The 26310-nt window shown below is 58.6% G+C and carries 23 protein-coding genes, 1 tRNA gene and 1 pseudogene; 11 read left to right on the plus strand and 14 right to left on the minus strand.

Features of this window, described 5'->3' with window-relative positions; genetic code table 11:
• Positions 1 to 120 precede the first annotated feature (120 nt).
• The 7 genes and pseudogenes from ACP15V_RS08970 to ilvN all read left to right on the plus strand — a co-directional run bounded on the left by ACP15V_RS08970 (position 121) and on the right by ilvN (position 5732).
• Positions 121 to 595: pseudogene (locus ACP15V_RS08970) on the plus strand (YbaK/EbsC family protein).
• Between the two features lie 221 nt (positions 596 to 816).
• Positions 817 to 1308, plus strand: a complete 492-nt coding sequence (locus ACP15V_RS08975) for a DUF2852 domain-containing protein (RefSeq protein WP_424943328.1) — start codon at positions 817 to 819, stop codon at positions 1306 to 1308.
• An 80-nt stretch (positions 1309 to 1388) separates the two neighbouring features.
• Complete coding sequence (locus ACP15V_RS08980; protein WP_424943329.1) at positions 1389 to 1847, plus strand: RDD family protein; 459 nt, start codon at positions 1389 to 1391, stop codon at positions 1845 to 1847.
• Between the two features lie 161 nt (positions 1848 to 2008).
• Positions 2009 to 2836 carry an arginyltransferase gene (locus tag ACP15V_RS08985; protein WP_424943330.1) on the plus strand — a complete coding sequence of 276 codons (828 nt, stop codon included), beginning with the start codon at positions 2009 to 2011 and terminating at the stop codon, positions 2834 to 2836.
• A 177-nt stretch (positions 2837 to 3013) separates the two neighbouring features.
• A complete protein-coding gene (locus tag ACP15V_RS08990; RefSeq protein WP_424943331.1) occupies positions 3014 to 3262 on the plus strand; it encodes a hypothetical protein in 249 nt (82 codons plus the stop codon).
• A gap of 139 nt (positions 3263 to 3401) precedes the next feature.
• On the plus strand, positions 3402 to 5156 hold the full coding sequence (locus ACP15V_RS08995; RefSeq protein ID WP_424943332.1) for an acetolactate synthase 3 large subunit: 1755 nt from the start codon (positions 3402 to 3404) through the stop codon (positions 5154 to 5156).
• Positions 5157 to 5168: 12 nt separating this feature from the next.
• Positions 5169 to 5732, plus strand: a complete 564-nt coding sequence (ilvN, locus tag ACP15V_RS09000) for an acetolactate synthase small subunit (RefSeq protein WP_424943333.1) — start codon at positions 5169 to 5171, stop codon at positions 5730 to 5732.
• 337 nt (positions 5733 to 6069) lie between these two features.
• Here the strand turns inward: ilvN and ACP15V_RS09005 are convergent, their stop codons facing one another.
• The 6 genes from ACP15V_RS09005 to pdxH form a co-directional block, all read right to left on the minus strand.
• On the minus strand, positions 6070 to 6393 hold the full coding sequence (locus ACP15V_RS09005) for a hypothetical protein (protein ID WP_424943334.1): 324 nt from the start codon (positions 6391 to 6393) through the stop codon (positions 6070 to 6072).
• Positions 6394 to 6855: 462 nt separating this feature from the next.
• Positions 6856 to 10542: a vitamin B12-dependent ribonucleotide reductase gene (locus tag ACP15V_RS09010; RefSeq protein ID WP_424943335.1), complete on the minus strand. Its 3687-nt coding sequence runs from the start codon at positions 10540 to 10542 to the stop codon at positions 6856 to 6858.
• Between the two features lie 644 nt (positions 10543 to 11186).
• A tRNA-Pro gene (locus ACP15V_RS09015) sits at positions 11187 to 11263 on the minus strand.
• A 76-nt stretch (positions 11264 to 11339) separates the two neighbouring features.
• Positions 11340 to 11906: a DUF192 domain-containing protein gene (locus ACP15V_RS09020; RefSeq protein ID WP_424943336.1), complete on the minus strand. Its 567-nt coding sequence runs from the start codon at positions 11904 to 11906 to the stop codon at positions 11340 to 11342.
• An 18-nt stretch (positions 11907 to 11924) separates the two neighbouring features.
• The gene (locus ACP15V_RS09025; RefSeq protein WP_424943337.1) at positions 11925 to 12464 is read right to left on the minus strand and encodes a cold-shock protein; all 540 of its coding nucleotides are present in this window, start codon (positions 12462 to 12464) and stop codon (positions 11925 to 11927) included.
• A gap of 137 nt (positions 12465 to 12601) precedes the next feature.
• Positions 12602 to 13207, minus strand: a complete 606-nt coding sequence (gene pdxH, locus ACP15V_RS09030) for a pyridoxamine 5'-phosphate oxidase (protein WP_424943338.1) — start codon at positions 13205 to 13207, stop codon at positions 12602 to 12604.
• 152 nt (positions 13208 to 13359) lie between these two features.
• Between pdxH and fabI the strand changes: the two genes are divergently transcribed.
• Both fabI and gpt read left to right on the plus strand, forming a co-directional pair.
• The gene (fabI, locus tag ACP15V_RS09035; RefSeq protein ID WP_424943339.1) at positions 13360 to 14178 is read left to right on the plus strand and encodes an enoyl-ACP reductase FabI; all 819 of its coding nucleotides are present in this window, start codon (positions 13360 to 13362) and stop codon (positions 14176 to 14178) included.
• A gap of 14 nt (positions 14179 to 14192) precedes the next feature.
• Entirely contained in the window at positions 14193 to 14714 is a 522-nt protein-coding gene (gene gpt / locus ACP15V_RS09040; RefSeq protein WP_424943340.1) for a xanthine phosphoribosyltransferase, read from the plus strand.
• Positions 14715 to 14894: 180 nt separating this feature from the next.
• Here the strand turns inward: gpt and ACP15V_RS09045 are convergent, their stop codons facing one another.
• The 6 genes from ACP15V_RS09045 to ACP15V_RS09070 form a co-directional block, all read right to left on the minus strand.
• The gene (locus ACP15V_RS09045; RefSeq protein ID WP_424943341.1) at positions 14895 to 15464 is read right to left on the minus strand and encodes a DUF4167 domain-containing protein; all 570 of its coding nucleotides are present in this window, start codon (positions 15462 to 15464) and stop codon (positions 14895 to 14897) included.
• A gap of 288 nt (positions 15465 to 15752) precedes the next feature.
• Positions 15753 to 16598, minus strand: coding sequence for a peptide chain release factor N(5)-glutamine methyltransferase (gene prmC, locus ACP15V_RS09050; protein ID WP_424943342.1), 846 nt, complete (start codon positions 16596 to 16598; stop codon positions 15753 to 15755).
• Positions 16595 to 17650, minus strand: a complete 1056-nt coding sequence (gene prfA, locus ACP15V_RS09055; RefSeq protein ID WP_424943343.1) for a peptide chain release factor 1 — start codon at positions 17648 to 17650, stop codon at positions 16595 to 16597. The genes prmC and prfA overlap by 4 nt, the downstream gene beginning before the upstream one ends.
• Before the next feature lie 246 nt (positions 17651 to 17896).
• Positions 17897 to 18394 carry a DUF1499 domain-containing protein gene (locus tag ACP15V_RS09060; RefSeq protein WP_424943344.1) on the minus strand — a complete coding sequence of 166 codons (498 nt, stop codon included), beginning with the start codon at positions 18392 to 18394 and terminating at the stop codon, positions 17897 to 17899.
• A gap of 155 nt (positions 18395 to 18549) precedes the next feature.
• The gene (speB, locus tag ACP15V_RS09065; RefSeq protein ID WP_424943345.1) at positions 18550 to 19509 is read right to left on the minus strand and encodes an agmatinase; all 960 of its coding nucleotides are present in this window, start codon (positions 19507 to 19509) and stop codon (positions 18550 to 18552) included.
• A gap of 91 nt (positions 19510 to 19600) precedes the next feature.
• The gene (locus tag ACP15V_RS09070) at positions 19601 to 20764 is read right to left on the minus strand and encodes a M20 aminoacylase family protein (RefSeq protein ID WP_424943346.1); all 1164 of its coding nucleotides are present in this window, start codon (positions 20762 to 20764) and stop codon (positions 19601 to 19603) included.
• 53 nt (positions 20765 to 20817) lie between these two features.
• Here ACP15V_RS09070 and mazG point away from each other — a divergent pair, with 53 nt between their 5' ends.
• Both mazG and ACP15V_RS09080 read left to right on the plus strand, forming a co-directional pair.
• Positions 20818 to 21645, plus strand: coding sequence for a nucleoside triphosphate pyrophosphohydrolase (gene mazG / locus ACP15V_RS09075; protein ID WP_424943347.1), 828 nt, complete (start codon positions 20818 to 20820; stop codon positions 21643 to 21645).
• A 98-nt stretch (positions 21646 to 21743) separates the two neighbouring features.
• Positions 21744 to 22757, plus strand: a complete 1014-nt coding sequence (locus ACP15V_RS09080) for a Fe(3+) ABC transporter substrate-binding protein (protein ID WP_424943348.1) — start codon at positions 21744 to 21746, stop codon at positions 22755 to 22757.
• A 64-nt stretch (positions 22758 to 22821) separates the two neighbouring features.
• On the opposite strand, the gene ACP15V_RS09085 is transcribed toward ACP15V_RS09080, so the two are convergent.
• Both ACP15V_RS09085 and uvrA read right to left on the minus strand, forming a co-directional pair.
• Positions 22822 to 23238 carry an NUDIX hydrolase gene (locus tag ACP15V_RS09085; RefSeq protein ID WP_424943349.1) on the minus strand — a complete coding sequence of 139 codons (417 nt, stop codon included), beginning with the start codon at positions 23236 to 23238 and terminating at the stop codon, positions 22822 to 22824.
• A complete protein-coding gene (uvrA, locus tag ACP15V_RS09090) occupies positions 23238 to 26084 on the minus strand; it encodes an excinuclease ABC subunit UvrA (protein ID WP_424943350.1) in 2847 nt (948 codons plus the stop codon). The genes ACP15V_RS09085 and uvrA overlap by 1 nt, the downstream gene beginning before the upstream one ends.
• Between the last annotated feature and the right edge of the window lie 226 nt (positions 26085 to 26310).

The following is a 26310-nucleotide window of genomic DNA, read 5'->3' on the forward strand; positions in this document are numbered from 1 at the left end:
AACCTGCCTTTCACCCGCCGCAGGGTCAACTGCTCATCACCACCTGCGACAATCCGGTTGCCGATTGGCTTGCTCCATCCCTAAAGTTCCCCAAATGCAGTCAGGATCGGAGCAAACGGTATGTCGAAATCACTGAAACGTGTGCGCGCGGCGCTTGAGAAACACGGCATTGCGGCCGAGATCCTTGAAATGGGGGACAGCACTCGAACGGCGGCTGAGGCAGCAGCGGCGGCAGGCTGCGACATTGACCAGATCATCAAGTCGATCATCTTTCGCGGCGCAGAAAGTGGCGAGGCGATCCTGTTTCTGACGGCGGGGGGCAATCAGGTGGATGCGCACAAAGCGGCGGCTTTGGCGGGCGAGCCCCTATGGCAAAGCCGACGCCGCGCTGATCCGGGCGCAAACCGGGTTTGCCATAGGGGGTGTATCGCCCGTGGGTCATGTCACACCAATCCGCGCCTTTTATGATGCGCGGCTTTTGGAGTTTCCTCAGGTCTGGGCCGCCGCAGGCACCCCGCGCCATATTTTTGCGGCCACACCACGCAGTCTTATTGATGCGAGCGGCGCACACCCGGGTGATTTCATCGCAAAATGAGCAATTTCGCAGGAAAATCCACGGATATCACATCAGATCAACGGTCTGCGCGCCCAAAATCCCAAAAGATTTCTCCTCAATTTTCTGTTTGTTTTCAGGCTCGTAGGAAAATAATGTAAAAAACATTCACATAAACCCTTGCACAGCCCCTGTCCCCACCCCACATGCTTCAATGTGAAAGGCATTCACATCAACCTAAACCAAGAAATCGGAGATACACCATGTCCACCGCCGCCCATCCGCATATGACCAACACCCCGCAGGGTTGGTTCTCGCGCGCCGAGAGCTGGCTGGACCAACGTGGCAAGGGCGCATGGATCGCCGCCATGGTTTTGTCCTTCATCCTGTTCTGGCCCGTTGGCCTCGCCCTTCTTGCCTATATGATCTGGAGCAAACGCATGTTTTCGAAATCCTGTTCCCACCGTCGCAGCCATATGACCGGCGATCAGCACTTTGCCCGCCGTCACGGGTTCCGCAGCTCGGGCAACACCGCCTTTGACGCCTATAAGGCCGAAACCCTGCGTCGCCTGATGGATGAGCAGGAAGCCTTTGAAAACTTCCTGGAACGTCTGCGCGCCGCCAAGGACAAATCGGAATTTGACCAGTTCATGGACGAACGCGCTGGTGCCACCCGCGACGCGGCAATCAACGCAGCCGACGATATGGAAGATGATGGCGAAACGCTCGACGAGCCGAAAAAAGACGAGAAATAATCCCTTCCGTCCCCTCTCGTCCTCCTGCGCCCCGTTCACCTGACTTGACGGGGCGCATTCTATACACAAAGAAAAAGATCATGACCCATACCCAAGACGCCCTTTGGGGTCTGCCCGACCCCGCCTATCAGCCCGAGTTTTACGACAGTGTCGCCCTGAAACGCCTGCTGGCCTGGGGCGTGGATGTGGTGCTGATTTTTGCCCTGTCGGTCCTGGCCAGCCTGATGAGCTTCGGGATCGGATTTTTCCTGTTCGGTCTGGTGTTCTTTGCCATTGGCTTCACCTATCGCGTGATCACCATTTCCGGCAGCTCTGCAACCATTGGCATGCGTCTGATGGCGATCGAATTGCGCAACCACCGTGGCGAGCGATTTGACCCGATGACCGCGATATTCCACACGCTGGGCTATTATGTGTCGATGGCAACCTTCCTGCTGCAATTGGTGTCGCTGGTGATGATGTTCACCACCCCACGCGGGCAGGGCCTGGTCGACATGGTGCTGGGCACCACCGCGATCAACCGGATTGGCCGTCGCTAACCCATTGCCTTCCAAGAAAACGCCCGCACATCTCGCGGGCGTTTACCCTTTTTGTGCTAGGGGGTTGAAGGATACGCCGTGAAAGCGTTACCTTTTTGGAAACCATAATCACCCCGGTCGGGAACATACCGGCCAGCAGTACAGATCAGTTACCGTTTATCATGCGCCACTCCCTGCCCCTCGCGCCCCAGTTTTACGTGACGGCCCCGCAATCCTGCCCCTATCTTGAGGACCGGCAGGAGCGCAAACTGTTCACCGCGCTGCAGGGGGAACATGCGGCGCAGTTGAATGACACGCTGTCAAAACAGGGGTTCCGGCGGTCGCAAAACGTGCTTTACCGTCCGTCCTGCGCAGAATGCAACGCCTGCCTGTCGGCGCGAATCCGGGTCGCTGATTTCAAACCCACCAAAAGCCAAAAGCGCACCGTGCGCAAAAATGACTTTCTAATCCGCCGCGCCCGCGCGCCCTGGGCCACTGAAGATCAGTTTGATCTGTTCCGCACCTATCTGGACAGTCGGCACGCTGATGGTGGCATGGCGGATATGGATGTGTTCGAATTCGCCGCAATGATCGAAGAAACCCCGATCAAGACCCGCGTGATCGAATATCGACCGAATGATGCCGCCAAAGGGGACCTGACTGCGGTTTGCCTGACAGATGTGCTCGATGACGGGTTGTCGATGGTCTATTCCTTCTACGACCCTGCCCGCCGTGACCTGTCGCTGGGCACATATATGATCCTGGACCATATCGAACTGGCCCGCGAAGTGGGCCTGCCCTATGTCTATCTTGGCTATTGGGTGCCGGGCAGTCCGAAGATGGATTACAAAGCCAAGTTTTCCGCGCTGGAAGTGTATCGCGGCGGGGAATGGGTGGAGTTGGATCAGCCGGAGGCGTTTGACGTGGACAAGCACCCGCTGTCGACCGATCCGATTGCTGAACAGGTGGCCGGGATCCAGCTTCCGGATCTGGGGATCCTGAAGGGGTGATCCGCCCCCATCACGCGCCAATCACCGATCTCTGACCATCAGCACGGCTGCGATTGCCCCATGGGGCTGCCTGTCGCCCTTTGCCCCTGTCTGCACGGGCATCAGGGCTGCGCATGATTTTAGAGCGGGTCGCGTTCATTCGCGTTCCCGCGCCCCATCCTAACGTCTTGATGCCGCATGTCCAAGAAGCACAAAACCGGCATCCGCTTTTGCGCGTCATGCTTTGGCCGGCAAATTGCCGCAGTGCGGCGCAAATTGTCATTTATTACCAAAACACGCAATATTATTTCCATATTGTTCAAAAAATTCGATCTCGCGACACTTTATTCGTCATTTTCGCTGTTGACGCCCCCTTTCCCCGCTCATAATGTCGCGAACGAAGTCAGCCCGTACCGGGCGCTAAAGGAAAGCTGGGAACAGATCTGATGAACATTCTTCTGGTCGTCGTAGGAACATGGCGCATGGGCCGGTAACGGAACCTGACGGATCCCCCATGCGCCCCCGAATGATCGGGGGCTTTTTTTTAGACTTCACTTGATTTGGACGCGTGTAGACGGAGAGTAAGATGACACGTCAAATGACCGGAGCGAAAATGGTGGTTCAAGCCCTGAAGGATCAGGGTGTGGACACGGTATTCGGCTATCCGGGGGGGGCCGTCCTACCGATTTATGACGAGATTTTCCAGCAAAACGACATTCGTCACATTCTGGTGCGCCACGAGCAAGGCGCGGTGCATGCGGCCGAGGGCTATGCCCGCTCGACCGGAAAGCCGGGCGTTGTGCTGGTGACGTCGGGGCCTGGGGCCACCAATGCGGTGACCGGGCTGACCGATGCGCTTTTGGATTCAATTCCTCTGGTGGTGCTGACCGGACAGGTGCCGACCTTCATGATTGGCACTGACGGGTTCCAGGAAGCCGACACCGTGGGCATCACCCGTCCCTGCACCAAGCACAACTGGCTGGTAAAAGAGACCGATAAGCTGGCGGAAACCATCCATCAGGCGTTCCACGTGGCCAAATCCGGCCGCCCGGGACCGACCCTGATCGACATTCCGAAAGACGTGCAGTTTGCCACCGGCACCTATACGGCGCCGGCCAAGACCGAGATCAACCATTACCAACCGCAGATGCGCGGCGACATCGATGCGATCACCGAACTGGTGGCGTTGATGGAAACGGCCAAACGCCCGATTTTCTATACCGGCGGCGGCGTGATCAACTCGGGCAAGGCAGCGTGCCAATTGCTGCGCGAACTGGTGGAGGCCACCGGGTTTCCGATCACCTCAACCCTGATGGGTTTGGGCGCCTATCCGGCATCGGGCGAGAAATGGGTTGGGATGCTGGGCATGCACGGGCTTTATGAAGCCAATATGGCGATGCATGATTGCGACCTGATGATCAATATCGGCGCGCGGTTCGACGACCGGATCACCGGACGGGTGGATGCGTTTTCGCCAAAGTCGAAAAAGGCCCATGTGGACATTGACCCCAGCTCGATCAACAAGGTGATTCATGTGGATCTGCCGATCATTGGCGATGTGGGCCATGTGCTTGAAGACATTCTGAAAGTCTGGAAAGCGCGTGGACGCAAAACCAATACCGAAGGGGTGTCGAACTGGTGGGAGCAGATCAATGAATGGCGTGCCCGCAAATGCCTGAGCTACACCAACACCACGGATATCATCCAGCCGCAATTTGCGCTGGAACGGCTTGAGGCGCTGACCAAGGACAAGGACCGTTATGTGGCCACCGAAGTGGGGCAGCACCAGATGTGGGCCGCACAGTTCCTGGGGTTTGAAGACCCGAACCGCTGGCTGACCTCGGGTGGTCTGGGCACGATGGGCTACGGCCTGCCTGCCACCGTGGGCGCCCAAGTGGCGCATCCGGACAGCCTGGTGATCAACGTGGCGGGCGACGCGTCCTGGTTGATGAACATGCAGGAAATGGGCACCGCGGTGCAGTTCCGCCTGCCGATCAAACAGTTCATCCTGAACAATGAACGTCTGGGCATGGTGCGCCAGTGGCAGGAACTGCTGCATGGCGAGCGTTACAGCCACAGCTGGTCGGAAAGCCTGCCGGATTTTGTCAAGCTGGCGGAGGCTTTTGGCTGCAAGGGCCGTCAGGTGTCTGACCCGGCAGAGCTGGATGACGCCATTCAGGAAATGCTCGATTATGACGGGCCGTTTATTCTGGATGTTCTGGTGGAAAAACACGCAAACTGCTTCCCGATGATCCCGTCGGGGGCCCCCCACAATGACATGTTGATGGGCGAAGCGGAAACGCAGGGTGTGATCGGCGCAGCCGGCGCAACCCTGGTGTAAGGAGGCTGGGATATGTCTGCATTGAAAATCAAAAAAGGGTCATCCCGCAAATCGGCCTATGACCTGCGCGATCCGCATTCGGACCTGATCGAACGCCACACCCTGGCCTGTCTGGTCGACAACGAAGCCGGCGTTCTGGCCCGTGTGATCGGCCTGTTTGCCGGGCGGGGGTACAATATCGAAAGCCTGACCGTGGCTGAGGTGGACCACAAGGGGCATCTGTCGCGCATCACCATCGTCACCACCGGCACCCCGGCCGTGATCGAACAGATCAAAGCGCAACTGGGCCGGATTGTCCCGGTTCACGAGGTGCATGACCTGACGGTCGAAGGTCCGTCGGTGGAACGGGAATTGGCACTTTTGAAAGTGGTCGGGGCTGGCGAAAAGCGGGTCGAAGCCCTGCGACTGGCCGATATTTTCCGCGCCAATGCAGTCGACAGCACGCTGGACAGCTTTGTGTTCGAGATCACCGGCACCACGGAAAAGATCGACGCCTTTGCCGAACTGATGCGCCCGCTGGGATTGACCGAAATTGCCCGCACCGGCGTGGCCGCCCTGTCGCGTGGCGAAAGCTAGAGCATGTCGCGCAAAAGTGGGTGCCGGTTTTGCGCTCCTCGGACATGCGACATCAAGAGGTTAGAGTGGGTCGCGTGACTGCGAATGAACGCGGCTCGCTCTTCGGTCTTTGGCGACCCTGACAACGGGGTCGCCCACCGCGCCCAACATTGCGGGTGCGTGCCTGGTGAATTTCATCGCGAACGAACACCGACCATCCGCGAAAGCGTTTGGCGGAAAGCTTGAGACACATGTTTATTCCGAAACGCCCAGCACACTGATATCTCTGACCGCGTTTCGGTTTCACCTCAGGCCGGACGGTTGGTTTGGCCCCTCGCCTGGCGCCGGGCACATAGGATCACGCGACGACGCGCAGATGCCCGCCATTTTGGGCCACCGGGTCCTTCACATCCTCACAGCCCCTAACCCGCGCCGCTTCCGCGCTGAGCAACGCCTGCACATCAAGAGATCCAGCACTGCGACGCAGGCTGACAAGCCGCTTTACAACGCGCATGCCGTCCAGCTCATCACTTTCGAATACAATCTGATCGCCTGCCTCCAACACGCCCATCCCATCCCCCAGCTCTGAGCTTGAGGTGATACAGGCCAGCGGCCCTTGATCTTCGCACCAGACAAGTCCTGTTTTCTTGTCACACTTGTACCAAAGCACAATACCATTCATGGTCTGCTCCATTCTTGCGAGAAGAATTCTATTCACAGGTGTATCGGCCTGCCAGTGCCGAAATGGCATGACGACACGAGAACTTGGCGTCATCGCCTTACAACTTGACGCCAATCAGCGTCATTTTCCTGCTCGCAGTTTCATCTTATACGGGAAATGGTCGTGTTGCATTGACATATCTCAAGCACGGTAACGTTAGGGCAATCTTGCAACAGGCTCCGGCGCAATCGGGCAATTCGTCTCTCTCTCGCGACCCTCCAAACCCAAAAAGAATGGGCGCCCGAAGGCGCCCAGTTTCGCTTATAAGGCTCGTCGTTCACTGCCCGTCGATTTATTGCCTGCGGCCTTATCCGCGTCCAGGGCGAGCGCACCCGCCCCGTGTGAGGATGGGGGGACAACCGCCCACCCTATCCAATTGCGACCCTCGCCCCTTGGGACAGAAAGCAAGACCCGCAAACCTGATCAGCTACAACCCGAAGTGCCCCCGCAGGTGTTGCATTTCATGCAGGTGCCATTGCGCACCAGCGTGTAGTTTCCGCATTCGCCGCACGGGTCGCCCTCATAGCCCTGCATCTTGGCCTTGGTGCGTTCGTCCATCGTGGTCACTGTGCCCGTGGCGCTGGCCGTTTCCGTCACGGTCACCGTGGCGGTTGCGGTTTCTGGCACCAGGGTTTCAAGCGCTGCCACCGGATCGGTGCCGGTCAGCGCGGTGTCCCCCTGCCCGCCCTGCAGCACCACCAGCTCTTGCGGCAGGCGTTTGCGCAGATACCCGGTTGAGCTGATTTGTTTCAGCACTTCCAACGACTTGGTGGCAGCAGTTTCAGAAGGTTCCTGCACATTCGAGACACCTTCCTCCTGCCCACGCCCCAGATCGTCAAAACTGGCGCCCGACGGTTTCACATGGGCCAGATCGGTGCGATCCAGGTATGACACGGCCAGTTCACGGAATATGTAATCCAGGATCGACGTCGCGTTCTTGATCGAGTCATTGCCCTGCACCATCCCCGCCGGTTCGAACTTGGTAAAAGTGAAGGCGTCGACAAACTCTTCCAGCGGCACGCCATATTGCAGGCCCACCGATACGGCGATGGCGAAATTGTTCATCATCGCGCGGAACCCCGCGCCTTCCTTGTGCATGTCGATGAAAATCTCGCCCAGATTGCCGTCTTCATATTCGCCGGTGCGCAGATAGACTTTGTGCCCGCCGACAATCGCCTTCTGGGTATAGCCCTTGCGGCGCTCCGGCAGTTTTTCACGGCCGCGTGCCACCTCTTTGATCACCACTTTCTCGATGATCTTTTCGGCCAGAACCGCTGCTTTTTCCTGCGGGGTGCCACTGGCGAGCAGCTCTTCCGCGTCTTCGTCATCTTCCACCAACGAGGCCGCCAGCGGTTGGCTGAGTTTCGAGCCGTCGCGATAAAGCGCATTGGCCTTGATGCCCAAGGACCAACTCAGTTCATAAGCCTTCTGACAATCCTCGATCGTGGCGTCATTCGGCATGTTGATCGTTTTGGAGATCGCGCCCGAAATGAACGACTGCGCCGCGGCCATCATGTGGATATGGCTGTCAACACTCAGGAAACGCTTGCCTTTTTTGCCACAAGGGTTGGCGCAATCAAAGATGCCGCAATGCTCTTCTTTCAGGAACGGCGCGCCCTCCAGGGTCATCGTTCCGCAGACATGATCATTGGCCGCGTCAATATCCTGACGCGTGAAGCCCAGATGCGACAGCAGGCTGAATTCGGGATCATTCAGCTTTTCCGCCGGAATGCCCAGCACATTGGTGCAGAACTCCTCGCCCAGGGTCCATTGGTTGAACACAAAGCGGATGTCGAAGGCCGAGGGCAGCGCCTCTTCGATCTTCTGGATCTCGTTCTGGCCAAAGCCGTGACCAATCAGCGTGGTGTGATTGATGCCTGGGCAGTTGCCAATGGTGCCGTGGCCCACCGCATAGCTGACAATCTCTTCGATCTGCGCCGAGCTATAGCCCAGTTTTTCTAGCGCGGCCGGGACCGAGCGGTTGATGATCTTGAAATAGCCGCCGCCCGCCAGTTTCTTGAACTTCACCAGCGCAAAATCGGGTTCGATCCCGGTGGTGTCGCAATCCATCACCAGACCGATGGTGCCGGTGGGCGCAATCACCGAAACCTGCGCGTTGCGATAGCCGTTTTTCTCACCCAGCAGCAACGCCTCGTCCCAGGCGCCCATTGCCAGATCCACCAGCTTGGGATCCGGGCAATTGGCGTGGTCCAAGGCCACCGGTTTCACGTCCAGTTTCTCATAACCCTCTGATGCGCCATAGGCCGCGGTACGGTGGTTGCGGATCACTTTCAGCATATGTTCACGGTTGCGTTTAAAGCCCGCAAAGGCCCCCAGCTCACCCGCCATCTCGGCCGACGTTGCATAGGCCACGCCGGTCATGATCGCGGTCAACGCACCACAGAGCGCCCGCCCCTCATCCGAATCGTAGCTAAAGCCCATGTTCATCAACAGACCGCCGATATTGGCATAGCCCAGACCCAGCGTGCGGAAGTCATACGACAGTTGGGCAATTTCCTTCGACGGGAACTGCGCCATCATCACCGAGATTTCCAGCGTCACGGTCCACAGGCGGGTCGCGTGCATGTAGTCTTCGGCCTGGAACACGCCATCTTTCAGGAAGGTCAGCAGGTTCATCGACGCGAGGTTACAGGCCGTGTCATCAAGGAACATATATTCGGAACACGGGTTCGACCCGCGAATGGCGCCATCTTCCGGGCAGGTGTGCCAGGCATTGACCGTGTCGTGATACTGGATGCCGGGATCGGCACAGGCCCACGCGGCGTGGCCGATCTGGTCCCACAGATCACGGGCGGAAATGGTCTTGGCGACCGACCCGTCGGTGCGGCGGATCAGCTCCCAATCCGCATCATTTTCCACCGCCTTCAGGAAGGCATCCGTCACCCGGACCGAGTTGTTGGAGTTTTGACCGGACACGGTGGCGTAGGCCTCGCTGTCCCAATCAGTGTCATAGGTCGGAAACTCGATCGCAGCAAAACCCTGTTTGGCGTAATCGAGTACGCGCTTCACGTAAGCTTCCGGGATCGCGACCTTTTTCGCAGCCCGCACCGCGCCTTTCAGGCTTTCGTTGACCTTCGGATCATAGGCGTCTTCCTCGGCCCCGTCCCAGGCGCGGATCGCGGCGAAAATGTCGTTCAGATGCGCCTCGTGCATCTTCGAGCCCGCGACCAGCGAGGCCACCTTCTGCTCTTCCTTGACCTTCCAGTTGATGTATTCCTCAATATCCGGGTGGTCGGCGTCGACGATCACCATCTTGGCCGCGCGCCGCGTGGTGCCGCCGGATTTGATCGCACCCGCCGCGCGGTCGCCGATTTTCAGGAACCCCATTAGCCCCGAGGATTTGCCGCCGCCCGACAGGCTTTCGTTTTCGGCCCGCAGCGAGGAAAAGTTGGTGCCGGTGCCGGAACCATATTTAAACAGACGCGCCTCGCGCACCCAAAGATCCATAATGCCGCCATCCCCGACCAGATCGTCACCGACCGACTGGATGAAACAGGCGTGCGGTTGCGGGTGTTCATAGGCGCTGGCCGAGCGGGTCAGTTCACCGGTTTTGTGATCGACATAGTGGTGGCCCTGGCTGGGTCCGTCGATACCATAGGCCCAATGCAGCCCGGTGTTGAACCATTGTGGGCTGTTGGGGGCGGCGCGTTGGCTGGCCAGCATGTGGCGCATTTCGTCGTAATAGGCGCTGGCGTCTTCCTCACTCGTGAAATAGCCGCCCTTCCAGCCCCAATAGGCCCAGGCACCGGCCAGGCGGTCAAACACCTGTTTGGCCGAAGTTTCGCCGCCGAACTGTTCGTCTTCCGGCAGGTCCGCCAGCGCCGCCTCATCAGGCACCGAGCGCCACAGAAACTCGGGCACGCCCTTTTCTTTGACCCTTTTAAGGACAGCTGGGACTCCAGCCTTGCGGAAGTATTTCTGCGCAATCACATCCGAGGCAACCTGGCTCCAGCTGCCGGGCACTTCACATTCGTCGAGTTTGAACACCACGGTGCCGTCAGGATTGCGAATTTCAGACGAGGTGGTGGTGAAATCCAGATCTGCATAAGCTCCGGTCCCGGCGGTCGTGAATTTGCGCTCAATCTTCATTGTGCCCTGTTGTCCTCGTCTAAATGTGCCGAGCGCCTGCCCGGCCTGTCCCAATCCTGCGTCGTCACGATTTTCATGTGGCACAGAGGCGCCTTGCCCGGTTGCCGCAACCAAATGTTGCCCGGGATTGCCCTTGTCAGGCTATGCAAAGTGCGGTTTTGTCCTGCGCCTCAACTGCCACTATATCTTGTGGCCATGTGATCGGCCCCCACAAAGTGGCGTATGCACCCACAATTGGTCAACGAAATTTTAAGACCTATCCACAACTCTTTTCCATTGACCCAAAAGGCTGATTTTGCGGGGGGTGGTTAACCATTTGATTCCCGCACAGCACAACCCTTGCGTGTAGCCTTATTTTCCTAGTGTCTCGGCACCCTTAGCCCAAGGGGTTCATATACAAGATGAATGCCGCTCTGCAGCAACTTGCGCCGCGCGCCCCTGTGGAAAAACCTGTGTATGAAAGAGAGATTGGTGCCGGAACAACACGTCGGGCGCGGCTTGCTTGCAAAATGCACGAGTATCTGGCCCCACCGGCCCCCAATGCGCTGCGCATAGAATCTATATCTTGTGGGTAGGTCGGCGCGCGAAGGCTGATCTATTGATCTGCCACGAGGCCAGAGCTCGGCGCGTCATCTTTTGGAAAGTGGTCGGGACGGCAAGATTCGAACTTGCGACCTACGGTACCCAAAACCGTCGCGCTACCAGGCTGCGCTACGCCCCGACTGAGGCCGACTGATACCCTGCTCTTTCCGACGAGGAAAGCCCAAATTTCACCGCTGATGAGATTTCTTTGAGGGTTATTGGTCGACGGCCGTATCACAGGGCCAGGCGGCTACGCGCTGCTTCACAAAAGGCGAGCGAAGTTCGGACCCTGGGGTAATTCCGATCTGTCGCGCCAGCCCTCCGTTGATCTCCAGAACATAGCGAACAGTCTTGCCGCCGCTCCTTGGCGTCAGGTCCCCGGGCTGGGCATTTTCATGAATATGGGTCACGCGTCCATCCGTTGACAGAAAGATGATATCAAGCGGGATCAGGGTGTTCTTCATCCAGAACGCGGGCTGGTGGGCAAACGGATAGACAAACAACATCCCATGCCCCAACGGCAGATTTGTCCGGTGCATCAACCCCTTGGCCCGCTCCCGGTTGGTCACAGCAACCTCAACGGTGAACCCCGCCTGCCCCCAGGGACCACGCAGATCAACACGATCTTCCTGGCACTGAGCAAACAGATTGCCCGGGCCAGACACGGCCAGAGCAATCAACAGTCCTAGAAAAATCAATACCCGTGCACGGCGCATCTGTTCGATCCAAAGGCTGTTTTCCCGATTCCATACCGGCCCGATTCCATAACGGCCCAATTCCATAACGGACTGAGGAAAAGATCAATCGGTTCCGTGCACGGCCGCATCCCAGGCCGAAACAACAAGCGCCAGCTTGCCCCGCTTGCCCTGGACAGTGCGCAGACATATCGCCTCGCCAGGCTGCAGGTCGGCAAGGCCCGAGCGGCGCAGCACTTCGACATGAATGAAGACGTCTTCATCAGACCCAAAGATGTTGGCAAAGCCAAACCCTTTGCCCTTGTCAAACCACTTCACGCGCGCGGGCACAATTGGACCGGCGTTTTCAAGGTCGACATCACTGACCTGTTCCTCGGTCAGACCCGCGGCCAGCGGAGTATCTGGTGGTGTGATAGACCGCACTTCGACCGCCTGCCGGCCGCGCTGTGTGTCTTGCACCTCGATCTCGATCCCCGCCCCATCGGCAACCGAGCTCTGGCCAAAATTTCGAAGCACATTGGCATGCAGCAGAATGTCCGCGCCGCCTTCCTCGGAAATCACGAAACCAAATCCTTTGGCAGGATCAAACCATTTTACATGTCCGCGCAGCACAACAGTACCCTGCGCCTCAGACTCTTGCGTCATCTGGTCACCCTAAAAGTTCACATCCCCGTTTATAGTTGTGAAACATCTGGAATGCCCCCGCAAGCCAAAACTACCTGTCCTTTTAGACAGGTTTTGAACGGTAAACCCACGCAAACAAGGGTTAAATTCCATTAATCTTATGGATTGAGTCGCGTGACTTCCCAGCCATTTTTACCCGCTTTGCGAATCCAGCGAAACCGGTCGTGCAACCGGAAGGGTCCATCGGCCCAGAACTCGATTTCCGTAGGGGTTATTCTGTACCCCCCCCAAAACGGCGGGCGTTTGGGCATGGGACCGTGACTGGCGGTCACTTTTGCCACTTCGGCCATCAGGGCCGCACGCGAGGCCAGGGGTTGGCTTTGATGAGAGGCCCAGGCGCCGAGGCGGCTTTTTAAAGAGCGGGAATTGTAATAGGCATCGGCCTGCGGCCCCTCTTCGCGGGTCACCGTGCCGCGCACCCGGATCTGCCGGCGAAGGGATTTCCAGTGCATCACGAAAGACGCCTTGCCGGTGGCGTCGATTTCCTGCGCTTTGACGGATCCGTAATTGGTGTAAAAGACGAACCCGTCTTCTTCGATCTCTTTAAGCAAAACCATGCGCGTGTTGGGCATGCCATCGGCATCCACCGTCGAGAGGGCAATGGCATTGGGATCGTTGGGTTCTGCGGCTTCTGCTTCGGCCAACCAGGTCCGCGCCAGGTCAAAAGGGTTTTCACCGGCAAAAATCCCGCTGCGTTCGGACATATGCTGTACCTTCCCTGTCTCATCTCCCGGATCCACCGGATATAAAGTGCATTTGCTTGCCTATTGCATCTGGCATTTCAGCTCAGGCTTGCAGTAATATGGGCAATCGCCTAAACGGGCTTAAACCAGAATTGTGGGACGGGGAACAGAGAATGTCGACCGGTTTGATGAATGGCAAACGCGGCCTGATTATGGGGCTTGCAAATGACAAATCCATTGCATGGGGGATTGCCAAAGCCTGTGCCGACCAAGGGGCAGAACTCGCCTTTTCCTATCAGGGGGATGCGCTGAAGAAACGCGTGGCACCCTTGGCAGAACAGTTGGGGTCCGACATTGTTGAACCCTGTGACGTGTCTGACCAGGCGTCGATTGACGCATTGTTTTCAACCCTTGAAGCGAAATGGGGCAAGCTTGATTTCATCGTGCATGCCATTGGTTTTTCAGACAAAACCGAGCTGCGCGGCCGCTATATCGACACCAGCCCGGAAAACTTCCGCCTGACCATGGACATCTCGGTCTACAGCTTTACCGCCGTGGCCAAGCGCGCCGCTGCGATGATGCCCGACGGGGGATCGATGCTGACGCTGACTTATTATGGCGCCGAACAGGTGATGCCGCATTATAATGTGATGGGCGTGGCCAAGGCAGCGCTGGAAGCATCGGTGCGCTACATGGCCGAAGACCTGGGCAAGGACAATATCCGCGTGAACTCCATCTCCGCCGGTCCGATCAAAACCCTGGCTGCATCCGGCATCGGCGATTTCCGTTACATCCTGAAATGGAATGAACTGAACTCGCCCCTGCGCCGCAATGTGACCATTCAGGACGTGGGCAATTCCGCGCTTTACCTGCTGTCGGATCTTGGCAGCGGTGTCACCGGCGAAACCCACCATGTGGATGCCGGCTATCACGTTGTTGGTATGAAAGCCGTGGATGCGCCGGATATCGACGTCTCCACCGGTCGCAAGTAAGCGAGGTCGGGAACATGAGCGATCATCGTCTGCCCCACGAAAAAGGCTTTCACATCAGCTGGGATCAGATCCACCGCGACAGCCGGGCCCTGGCCTGGCGTCTTGACGGGCAAGGCCCGGATGATGGGGCCTGGCGCGCTGTTGTCGCCATCACCCGTGGTGGCATGGCCCCTGCGATGATTGTCAGCCGCGAGCTGGATATTCGCACCGTGGATACGATCAGCGTGAAATCGTATCATTCCGGGGGCGGCAAGGCCGACCAACGACGCGAGGCCGAGGTGCTCAAATCGCCCAACCAGGACCTGATGGGCGATGGGACCGGTGTCCTGATCATCGACGATCTGGTGGACAGCGGAAAAACCCTGGAACTGGTGCGCGAACTGTATCCGAATGCGCATTTTGCCACGGTTTATGCCAAGCCGAAAGGCCGCCCGCAGGTGGACACGTTTATCACCGAAGTCAGCCAGGACACCTGGATTTTCTTCCCTTGGGATATGGCGCTGCAATATGTTCAGCCCTATCGCGGCACCGACTGAGCCCTTCCCATAAATGCACACCCGACAACCCGGCCCCCGCGCCGGGTTTTCTTTTGCATTATGCAATGGCAATGGCTTGCCGTTCATCCGGGCACGGAATGAAGCGCATACAAAAAACGCCCAACCATGCGGTGGGCGTTTTCAATCAATTCACGATGGCAAACAGGAACAGCCGGTTGATCACTCGGCCGCTTCGGGCGCATCCGGTGCCTCGGGGGGGGGCTGGTCTTCTGCCCCATCCTGTTTGGCATCCGCTTTCGGTTTGGCCGGTTTGCGCGGGCGGCGCGGTTTGGCTGGCGCTTTCTTCGGCTTGCTTTCCGGCGTTTCCACCAGTCCGCTATCCGCCGAACTATCGATCAGATCGGGCTGCTCAGCCCCTTCCATCGCCACATCCGCAGGCACATCCGCCTCGGTGGCTTCGGCCTTGCGCTCGCGCACTTCCTTTTCACGCTGCTGGCGATCCCGGTTTTGCTGATCCGCCTGCTGGCGACGGTTTTCCACTTCGCGCTGTGCCTCGGCCAACAGGCGCGTGTAATGCTCGGCATGCTGCTGAAAATTTTCCCCCGCCACCCGGTCATTGGACAGGAAAGCATCGCGCGCCAGCTGGCTGTATTTGTCGATGATCTGTTGCGGCGTTCCACGCACTTTGCCCTCAGGCCCCGAGCTGTCAAAGACACGGTTAATAATATTGCCCGGATTGTTCCGGTTGCGGTTCGACTTATTGCGCGAACGGGACTTAGAAGATCTCATAAGCTTTTATTTCCAGCCTTGGCATATGCTATCGGCCAATCTGGCCTGATGTGTGCCCTGATGTTTGTTCGGTCGATACGCTGGCGCGCCACTCGGATCCGATTTTGGGGCTTAGGTGCGGCGGCGTCCCAACGGACTGCGCTACCGACCTCTCTTTCGTAACCATCGCGAGCAGGGTAAACAAGCCTAAACTGCCCGTTTGGCATGGAATTTCGCGATTTTTTGCCGCTTTTCATCTGCCTTGGCAGCTTTCAGCGTGCCAAATTTTTCGCAAGCCGACCGCTCCGGTCAAGGCAGACTTGCACAGACCACCCGGTCCCGCCCATCAAAATCGCGGCGGATTTCGATCTGCTGCAGCCCGGCTTGTGCAAATATCTCGGAAACGGTCTGCCCTTGTGTGGGTCCGATTTCCACCATCACACGCCCGCCCGGGGTCAGATGTGCAGGGGATCTGGCCGCAATCTCTCGGTACGCAGCAAGCCCATCCCCCCCGGGTGTGAGCGCCATGTGCGGCTCCCAGTCCAACACGTCTGGCGACAGCCCCGGCATTTCATCCGCCGTAATATAGGGCGGGTTGGACACGATCAGATCAAACCGTCCCGCAATCGGTTCAAACCAACTGCCCTCATGAAACGTGGCGCGGTCTGCCACATTCAGGGCCTGAGCGTTCTGATTCGCAATCCCCAATGCGCCTTGGGAAAGGTCCACCCCCTGCCCCGTCGCGCGGGTGCGTTCGGCAAGCAGCGTCAACAGGATGCAGCCCGATCCCGTGCCCAGATCCAACACGGTTTCAAACGGGGCCGAAAGCGCCGCGGCCACTAGGTCTTCCGTTTCCGGGCGCGGATCCAGCACGTCGCCGGTCACAATGAAGTCCCGCCCGTAAAACAGGCGCTTGCCGATGATTTGCGCGACGGGCTGGCGGGTGATCCGGGCCTCGATGGCCCGGTCAAACGCCCTGTTCTGGTCAGGCGTCACCGGGTCAGGCAGGATCAGCGTCAGCCGCCCACGGTCCACCCCCAGCACATGGGCCAGCAAGGCGCGCGCATCCTTTCCGGCGCCTTCAATCCCCGCCTCGCTCAAACGCCGCGTGGCCTGACCCAACAGGATCTGCGCCGTAACAATTGGCGGGATCATGTGTCCATCTCGGCCAGCTGCGCGGCCTGTGCCTCGGCAATCAACGCATCAATCACCTCGTCCAGATCGCCGTTCACGATCTGATCCAGCTTGTAAAGCGTCAGGTTGATCCGGTGATCCGTCATGCGCCCTTGCGGGAAATTATAGGTGCGGATGCGTTCCGACCGGTCCCCCGACCCGACCTGCGATTTCCGATCGGCAGAGCGTTCACTGTCGATCCGCTGCCGTTCCAGATCATACAATCGCGTTTTCAGCACCTGCATCGCGATCTCGCGGTTGCGGTGTTGGGATTTCTCGGAACTGGTCACCACGATGCCCGAAGGGATGTGCGTGATCCGCACGGCGGAATCGGTGGTGTTCACGTGCTGCCCCCCCGCGCCCGAGGATCGCATCGTGTCGATCCGCAGGTCGTTGGCGTCAATCTGGATGTCCACGTCTTCCGCTTCGGGCAGCACGGCCACAGTGGCCGCCGAGGTGTGAATGCGCCCACCGCTTTCGGTTTCCGGCACGCGTTGCACCCGATGCACGCCGCTTTCATATTTCAGCCGCGCAAACACCCCGTCCCCCTTCACATGGGCGGTCACCTCTTTGACGCCCCCCAGTTCCGACAGGGTCTGCTCCATAATCTCGAATTTCCAGCCCTTCGCCTCGGCGTATCGCTGATACATCCGTAACAGATCCCCAGCAAACAGCGCGGCCTCGTCCCCACCGGTGCCGGGGCGGATTTCGATCATCGCGGGGCGGCTGTCGGCGGCATCCTTGGGCAAAAGCGCCAGCCGCATACCCTGTTCCGCCTCGGGCAGACGGGCCTTCAGCGTCGGAAGCTCCTCTTCCGCCAATGCCCGCATATCCGGGTCATCCATCATCAGCTCAGCCTCTTCGATATCGGCCAGAAGCTGTTGATAGGCTGCGATTTCGTCCACCACCGGTTTCAGCTCGGCATATTCCCTGCCCACCGCGGCGATTTCATCACCCGACAGGCCTTGGGACATCCGTGCTTCGAGATACTCGAACCGCTCGGTGATCGCGATAAGTTTTTCCATAGGAACCATGCGCTTCGGTCTGTCCTATTGCGCGGATTTGGTCAAGAGGTGGATCCGTGTTAGTCTTTTTCCATGCACAAGACTTCAGCAATTCTGGCATTGGTTGCGGCGCTTGTGACCGCTCCGGTGGCCCCGGCGGATGTGATATCGCCGGGTGGCAAGGTGATTGACTGCTATTGCACGGATACGCAGGGCAGCCGGGTGGATCTGGGGCAAGAGATCTGTCTGTTCGTCAACGGGCGCGCCTTCATGGCCCTATGCGACATGAGCCTGAATGTCCCGATCTGGCGCGACACGGGCCGCGCCTGCGTGACCTCCGGTCTCGTCGAACAGTTGTTTGATCCAGCCTTCGATCCGGGCGCCGTTGACCCCAAGATCTGATCGCCCAATCACCAGATGGGAATGGATATGCAGGTGGCCATCCGCCTGCCAGATGCGGATGATATCAGGAAAGCCGAAGAGCTTTGACCGCGTGACGAACGTGTATCCCGACGACGTCGGAATTTCGGTGGTCCGGGGGGTGCTGCGCGCGATCTCCAGCAATCGCTCCACGCCATTTTCCGGCAATTGTCCAAGCGGGAGCACGTATTTCACCCCACCTTCCATCATGTGCGTGCCACGCTCTTGCGGGCCGGGGTGATCGTGCAAACGATCCGTGGGCAGGGGCTTCACCCGCGCATAGACCGCAAGCGTGCTTGCCAGCACAAGCACCAATGCCAAAAGGGCGCCAACCGCCCAAATCAGAGTGTTCATACCGAAAGATCCTTGCCTAGGCCTGCTTGCGCCTCATTTCTGTCGCGCAGCCCCTAACATGATGTTTCATCAAAGACGAGGCTTCCCGGACGGCAAGCACCAGAACGTGAAGACCACCCCATAGAATGGCCCTCAGGCTATATGATCATATTCTCTTATCGGCGCGTGTAAGCCCACAGGTTCAGGATCTCCATCGCCACATGGGCACCGGCAATGGCGGTGGCGCCGGTGGTGTCAAACGGGGGCGAGACTTCGACGATATCGCCGCCGACCAGATTGACACCAGCAATGTCACGCAGAATGATCGCCGCCTGCGCCGAGGTCAGCCCGCCCCAGACCGGCGTACCGGTGCCCGGCGCAAAGGCCGGGTCCAGCGCGTCAATGTCGAAGGTCAGATAGGTCTGGTGGTCGCCAAGGATCGTTTTGATCTTCTGCGCCACCGCCTGCGGCCCACTTTCATGCACCTCACGCGCATCAATGATATTGACGCCCAGCGTGTCGTCATTGGTGGTGCGAATGCCCACCTGAACCGAGCGCGCCGGGTCGACAATCCCCTCCTTCACCGCCTTGTAGAACATGGTGCCATGATCCACGCGGGTCAGGTCATCATCGGGCCAGGTGTCGGTGTGGGCGTCAAACTGCAACAGGCTGAGCGGCCCGTATTTCTTGGCATAAGCGCGCAGGATCGGGAAGGTGATATAGTGGTCGCCCCCCAGGGTCAGGCTGGCACAATCCTGATCGAGAATGCCCGCGATATGCGCCTCTAACGTGGCGGGGAACTGATCAATATGGGCGTAGTCAAACGCCAGATCGCCGTAATCCGCCACAGCAAACTCGCTGAGCACATCAAAGCCCCAGCCATAGGCGGGATCAGGCGATTGCAGCGCCGATGCCTCGCGGATCGCACGGGGGCCAAGGCGGGTGCCGGGGCGGTTGGTGACCGCCTGATCAAAGGGCACACCGGTCACGGCGATATCCACATTGCGCAGGTCTTTGCTATAGGTGCGGCGCAGAAACGACGTCACCCCGCCGAAGGTGTTTTCAAAGGACAACCCCTTGAACCCGTCACGCGTGATCGCGGTATCGACCTGTTTGCTGGCGTCTTCCAATGCCATGACATTCTCCCATCACGTCCTGTGTGTGAACGTGGCTATCACGTTCTGTGGACCCACGCCAGTAATTTGATCATATTTAGGCGCAGACGCGTCAGACCGCCGGGTTCAGCCGCTCCACCAGCTTGGCAAAGAAGCTCGCCCCATATGGCGCGGCCTCGTCGTTGAAATCATATTCCGGGTGATGCACATAGGGGCCCTTCCCCTGCCCCAGAAACAAATACGCCCCGGGCCGTTCTTCGAGCATATAGGCGAAATCCTCGGCCCCCATCGACACGCCACCCTTGCCATTTACCCGCGCCTCACCGGACAGGTCGCGCGCAACCTCAAGCGCGATTTCGGTCTGGTCCGGATGGTTCACCGTGGCCGGGTAACCGCGATCATAAATCACCTCGGCCGAGACATCGAAAGCCGCAGCCAGCCCCGCGACCACCTCGCGCACGCGCTTTTCGGCCATGTCGCGCACCTCTGGTGTGAAGGACCGGATGGTGGCCTCCAGCCAAGCGGTTTCCGGGATCACATTGTCGACCGTGCCGCCATGCACCTGCGTGACCGAAATCACCAGCTGTTCCATTGGCGGCAGGTTGCGGCTGACAATGCTTTGCAGCGCCTGCGCCATGGAAACCAGCGCCATGATCGGATCCTTGCATTCATCGGGATGCGCGCCGTGCCCGCCAACGCCGGTGACATTGACCCGAAGCGTATCGACGGCGGCCATCAACGGCCCGGGCGAGGTGATGAAACTGCCCAGCTCTTCCCCCGGCAGATTGTGCAACCCGTAAACTTCGCGGATCTCAAACCGGTCCATCATGCCGTCGTCGCACATATACTTGGCCCCGCCGAAATTCTCTTCGGCGGGCTGAAAGATCAACGCCACGCGACCGGTGAAGTTGCGAGTTTCGGCGAGGTAGCGTGCGGCACCCAGCAGCATCGTGGTGTGCCCGTCATGCCCGCAGGCATGCATCAGCCCCGGATGTTCCGACGCATAGTCCAGCCCGGTCATTTCCTGCATCGGCAGCGCATCCATATCGGCGCGCAACCCGATGGTTGGCCCCGGCCCCTGCCCGTTGATGACCGCCACCACACCGGACACCCCGATTTGCTCGTGAATCTCGTCCACGCCAAATTCCCGCAACCGCTCCACCACAAAGGCGGCGGTCCCATGACACTCCAACCCGAACTCCGGGCGCTGGTGGATCCAGCGCCGCCAGGTCTTCATATCTTCGGCAAAATCGGCGATACGGTTGAGAACGGGCATGGAAACCTCCTGATTGCTGCAGGCAGGCTTTCCCGAAATGAAGGGCAATTGCAATGACGAAAACATCCGACCAGATTGTGCATGATCCGCATGGTGGCATGGATCGGTTGCGCGAGATCATGCGACGGCTGCGCGATCCGCAATCAGGTTGCCCTTGGGACATCGAGCAGGATTTCAGCACCATTGCCCCCTACACGATCGAAGAAGCTTATGAGGTGGCCGACGCGATCGAGCGGGAAGCCTGGGACGAGCTGAAGGGCGAATTGGGGGATTTGCTGTTTCAATCTGTCTTTCACGCCCAGATGGCCGAAGAAAAAGGCCTGTTCAGTTTTGATGACGTGGCCGATGGCATGTCGGACAAGATGGTGGCGCGTCATCCGCATGTGTTTGGCGACGAAAACCGTGACAAATCGGCCGAACAACAGACCCGCGATTGGGAAACCATCAAAGCCGCCGAACGCGCCGCCAAGGCGGAACATGGCGTGTTGGATGGCGTGGCCATCGGCTTGCCCGCTCTGTTGCGCGCCGTAAAGCTGCAGAAACGCGCCGCGCGGGTTGGGTTTGACTGGCCGGAAACAACACAGGTTCTGGACAAGATCCAAGAAGAAGCGCGGGAACTGGTCGAGGCAAAAGACACGCTCTCCCAAGACGAAATCCGCGATGAAATGGGCGACCTTCTGTTTGTCATCGCCAACCTGGCACGTCACCTGGATGTGGAACCGGAAGAGGCCCTGCGCAAAGCCAACGCCAAATTTGAACGCCGCTTTTCCTATATCGAACAACGCCTTGCAGAACAGGACCGCAAACCGGAAGACGCGTCGCTTGAGGAAATGGACGGGTACTGGAATGAAATCCGGGCGCAGGACAAGCTGAACAAGTAAAGGAAATAGTTACCCGATTTTTTTAATCGAGTATTGACCTTATTATTTTAGTCGGGTTTAAGGCGAGCAACGAAATTGATGCTCCAAGGAGTCGCCACATGAAACTCACCCGCACCCTGACCGCAGCCCTTGCGCTGACCACCGCCCTGCCCGTGATGGCGTCGGCCGATGAGGTGAATGTCTATTCCTACCGTCAACCCGAGCTGATCCAGCCGCTGATGGATGCCTTCACCAAGGAAACCGGCGTTGATGTCAACGTGGCCTTCCTGAAAAAGGGCATGATCGAACGCCTGGAAGCCGAAGGCGCGCGCAGCCCGGCCGACCTGGTGTTCACCGTGGACATTTCGCGCCTGAACGGTGTGGTGGAAGCTGGCCTGACACAACCGGTGCAATCCGACACACTGGAAGCCAACATCCCCGCCGAATATCGTGATCCGGACGATCAGTGGTTTGGCCTGACCTCGCGGGCGCGTATTATTTACGCCTCGAAAGATCGCGTGGCAGAAGGCGAAGTGACCACCTATGAAGATCTGGCGGATCCGAAATGGAAGGGCCGCATCTGTACCCGTTCGGGCACCCACGCCTATACACTGGCGCTGGTCGCCGCCCACCTGAAACACCACGGCCCCGAGGCCACCAAAACCTGGCTGGAAGGCGTGAAAGCGAACCTTGCCCGCAAACCGCAAGGCAACGACCGAGCGCAGGTCAAGGCGATCTGGGCCGGCGAATGCGATATCTCGATTGGCAACACCTATTACATGGGCAAGATGTTGTCAGATGAAGAGCAAAAAGCCTGGGCAAACAGCGTGAACGTCGTGTTCCCGGTCTTTGAAGGCCACGGCACCCATGTGAATCTGTCGGGCATGGCGCTGACCAAACACGCGCCAAACAAGGACAACGCGGTCAAGCTGATGGAATTCCTGTCCTCGCCGAAAGCGCAGGAAATCTATGCAGCCCAAAACTTTGAATACCCGATTGCACCGGGCACCGAAGCGGATGATCTGGTGAAAAGCTGGGGCAGCTTTGAGGCCGACAGCCTGAACCTGATGGAAGTGGCCAAAGAACGTCCCGCCGCGCTGAAACTGGTCGAAGAGGTGGATTTCGACGGCTAACTCGCCACCCGAAATCTGATCATACAGGCGGAACCCGCCCAGAGATATCTGGGCGGGTTTCCTTTTATTTCAAAGCCTTGCAAAGCAACTCTCCCACGCGGTCGCACAGGGGAAGGTCTGCGTCAAATACGGTATCAAAGGGCACAAAACGCGCGTCCAGCGCATCATCATCGGCCACCGGCTCCCCTGCTTCATAGATGCATTGGATCCCTGCGAGCACATAGTGAAACGCAGGCTGGTCCTGTCCCGGCAAAGGCGGCTTGATCACCTCTTGCAGGTCAAGAAACCGATGGGCCTTGGCGGAAACCCCGGTCTCTTCCAACAGCTCGCGGCAAGCGCCTTCCTGTAGCGTTTCGCCATATTCCAGCCGCCCGCCGGGAAAGCCCCACAGCCCCGCATCCGGTTCATTCTTGCGCCGAACCAACAGCACCTCACCGCCGCGGATCACAATCGCCAGGACAGCCAGAACCGGTTGTGCCATCACAACATGTCCTTCAGGTAACGTCCGGTATGGCTCTCGGCCACTTTGGCCACCTGTTCCGGGGTGCCCTTGGCGACAATCATCCCACCGCCATCGCCGCCTTCTGGGCCAATATCAATGATGTGGTCGGCCGTTTTCACCACGTCCAGATTGTGTTCAATCACCACAACCGAATTGCCCTGATCGACCAATTCATGCAGCACTTCCAACAACTTACGCACATCCTCGAAATGCAGCCCAGTGGTGGGTTCATCCAGAATATAAAGCGTGCGACCGGTGGAGCGTTTGCTGAGTTCCTTCGACAGTTTCACCCGCTGCGCCTCGCCGCCCGACAGGGTCGTCGCCTGCTGACCGACCTTGATATAGCCAAGACCAACCCGCATCAGAGCATCCATTTTCTCGCGAATGCTCGGCACCGCCTGGAAAAATTCCTGCGCGTCCTCGACCGTCATATCCAGCACATCCGCGATGGATTTGCCCTTGAAGGTTACTTCCAGCGTTTCGCGATTATACCGCGCGCCTTTACAGGTTTCGCATTGCACATAGACATCCGGCAGGAAGTGCATTTCGATCTTGATCACCCCGTCGCCCTGACAGGCCTCGCACCGCCCGCCCTTGACGTTAAAGCTGAACCGCCCGGGCTTGTAGCCGCGGGTTTTGGATTCCGGCAGGCCCGCGAACCACTCACGGATCGGCGTGAACGCGCCGGTATAGGTGGCGGGGTTTGACCGTGGTGTGCGCCCAATTGGGCGTTGGTCGATATCGATCACCTTGTCCAGATGCTCCAGCCCCTTGATGGTCTCACAAGGCGCCGGTGTCTGGCGCGCGCCGTTCAGGCGCATCGAGGCGGTTTTGAACAGGGTCTCGATGGTCAGGGTGGATTTCCCCCCGCCCGACACGCCGGTCACACAGACAAACTGGCCCAGCGGGAAGTCCGCCGTCACTTTTTTCAGATTGTTCCCCGTGGCCTTTTTCACGGTGATTTTCTTGCCATTCCCCTTGCGTCGCTCGCTGGGCACCGAAATCTCCCGCACACCGGTAAGATATTGACCGGTAATGGAGTTTTCATTTTCGGCAATGTCCTTGGGCGTGCCACGCGCAATAATCTCGCCGCCATGCACCCCGGCCCCCGGCCCGATATCCAGCACGTAATCCGCCTCGCGGATCGCCTCTTCATCATGTTCGACCACGATCACGGTGTTGCCCTGATCGCGCAGATTTTTGAGCGTCTCCAAAAGCCGCCCATTGTCGCGCTGATGCAGCCCAATCGACGGTTCATCCAGCACGTAAAGCACCCCGGTCAGGCCCGATCCGATCTGGCTGGCCAGCCGGATCCGCTGGCTTTCGCCCCCCGACAGCGTGCCGGAATTGCGCGACAAGGACAGGTATTCCAGGCCCACATTGTTGAGGAACCCCAGCCGCTCGCGGATCTCTTTCACAATCGCGCGGGCGATCTCGTTCTTTTGCGCACTCAGATGGTTGGGCACATCTTCGATCCAGGCCAGCGCCTCGCGGATCGATTTTTCGACCACCTGCCCCACGTGATGCAGATCCTCCTGCGGGCCGATCTTTACCGCCAGTGCTTCGTCGCGCAAACGATAGCCGCCACACGCCCCGCAGGGACGGTTGTTTTGGTAGCGTTCAAATTCTTCACGCACCCAGTTCGAATCCGTCTCGCGATAGCGACGCTCCATATTGGGGATCACGCCCTCGAACGGCCGCGTCACCTCATAGACCCGCCCGCCTTCATCAAACCGGAATTTGATCTCGTCCTCGCCTGAACCATAAAGGAACACCTGCTGCACATGTTTGGGCAGATCTTTCCACGGGGTGCTTTTGTCAAATTCGTAATGTTTGGCAATGCTCTCAATGGTTTGCAGGAAGTAGGGAGATTTCCCTTTGCGCCAGGGGGCCAGAGCGCCGTCATAGACCTGCAGCGTCACATCCGGCACCACAAGGCGTTCGTCAAAGAATAGCTCTTTGCCCAGCCCGTCACATACCGGACAGGCGCCAAAGGGCGCGTTGAATGAAAACAGCCGCGGTTCGATTTCCGGAATGGTGAAGCCGCTTTCCGGGCAGGCAAAGTTTTCCGAAAACGTAAAGCTCTCGGGCTCCCCCTCGCGCGGCGCGGTTTCCAGAACAGCAATCCCGTCAGCCAGATCGAGCGCGGTGCGGAAACTGTCGGCGAGCCGCTGCTCCATCCCCTCGCGCACCACAACCCGGTCCACCACCACATCGATATTGTGGCGAAACTTCTTGTCGAGCGTGGGCGGGGCGTCCAGCTCGTACATCTCGCCATTCACTTTGACGCGCTGGAACCCCTTCTTCTGAAGCTCTTGAAATTCCTTGCGATATTCGCCTTTCCGGTCGCGCACAATTGGGGCCAGAAGATAGGCGCGCGTGCCCTCCTCCATCGCCATCACCCGATCCACCATATCCTGCACCTGCTGCGCCTCAATCGGCAGGCCGGTGGCGGGGGAATAAGGCGTGCCCGCGCGGGCAAAAAGCAGGCGTAGATAGTCGTAAATCTCGGTCACGGTGCCCACGGTCGAGCGCGGGTTCTTCGAGGTGGTCTTTTGCTCAATCGAAATCGCGGGACTAAGCCCCGCAATGTGATCCACGTCAGGTTTTTCCATCATATCAAGGAATTGGCGCGCATAGGCCGACAGGCTTTCGACATAGCGCCGCTGCCCTTCCGCATAGATCGTATCAAAGGCCAGAGACGATTTCCCCGACCCGGACAGGCCGGTGATCACCACCAGTTCATCACGCGGAATATCGACGTCAATCGACTTGAGGTTATGCTCGCGCGCCCCGCGCACCTGGATTTCCTTGAGCTCGGCCATATTGCCCCCTAATGCGGCGGCCCTTACCACACGGGCGCGCCGACCTGTTCACCTTGCCTTAACCGATAGGGCAAACATCGCAGCGGGACAATCGAAAAATGAGAACATAGTCGGAACATCCTGACAGTCAGCAAGAAATCCCCACAACATATTCCATTTATCGAATATTTATTGAGGGAAGATATTGACCCTCCCCCGGCCCGCTCTATATGCCACACACAGACAT

Source organism: Aliiroseovarius crassostreae (assembly GCF_049803815.1).
Lineage (GTDB): Bacteria > Pseudomonadota > Alphaproteobacteria > Rhodobacterales > Rhodobacteraceae > Aliiroseovarius > Aliiroseovarius crassostreae_A.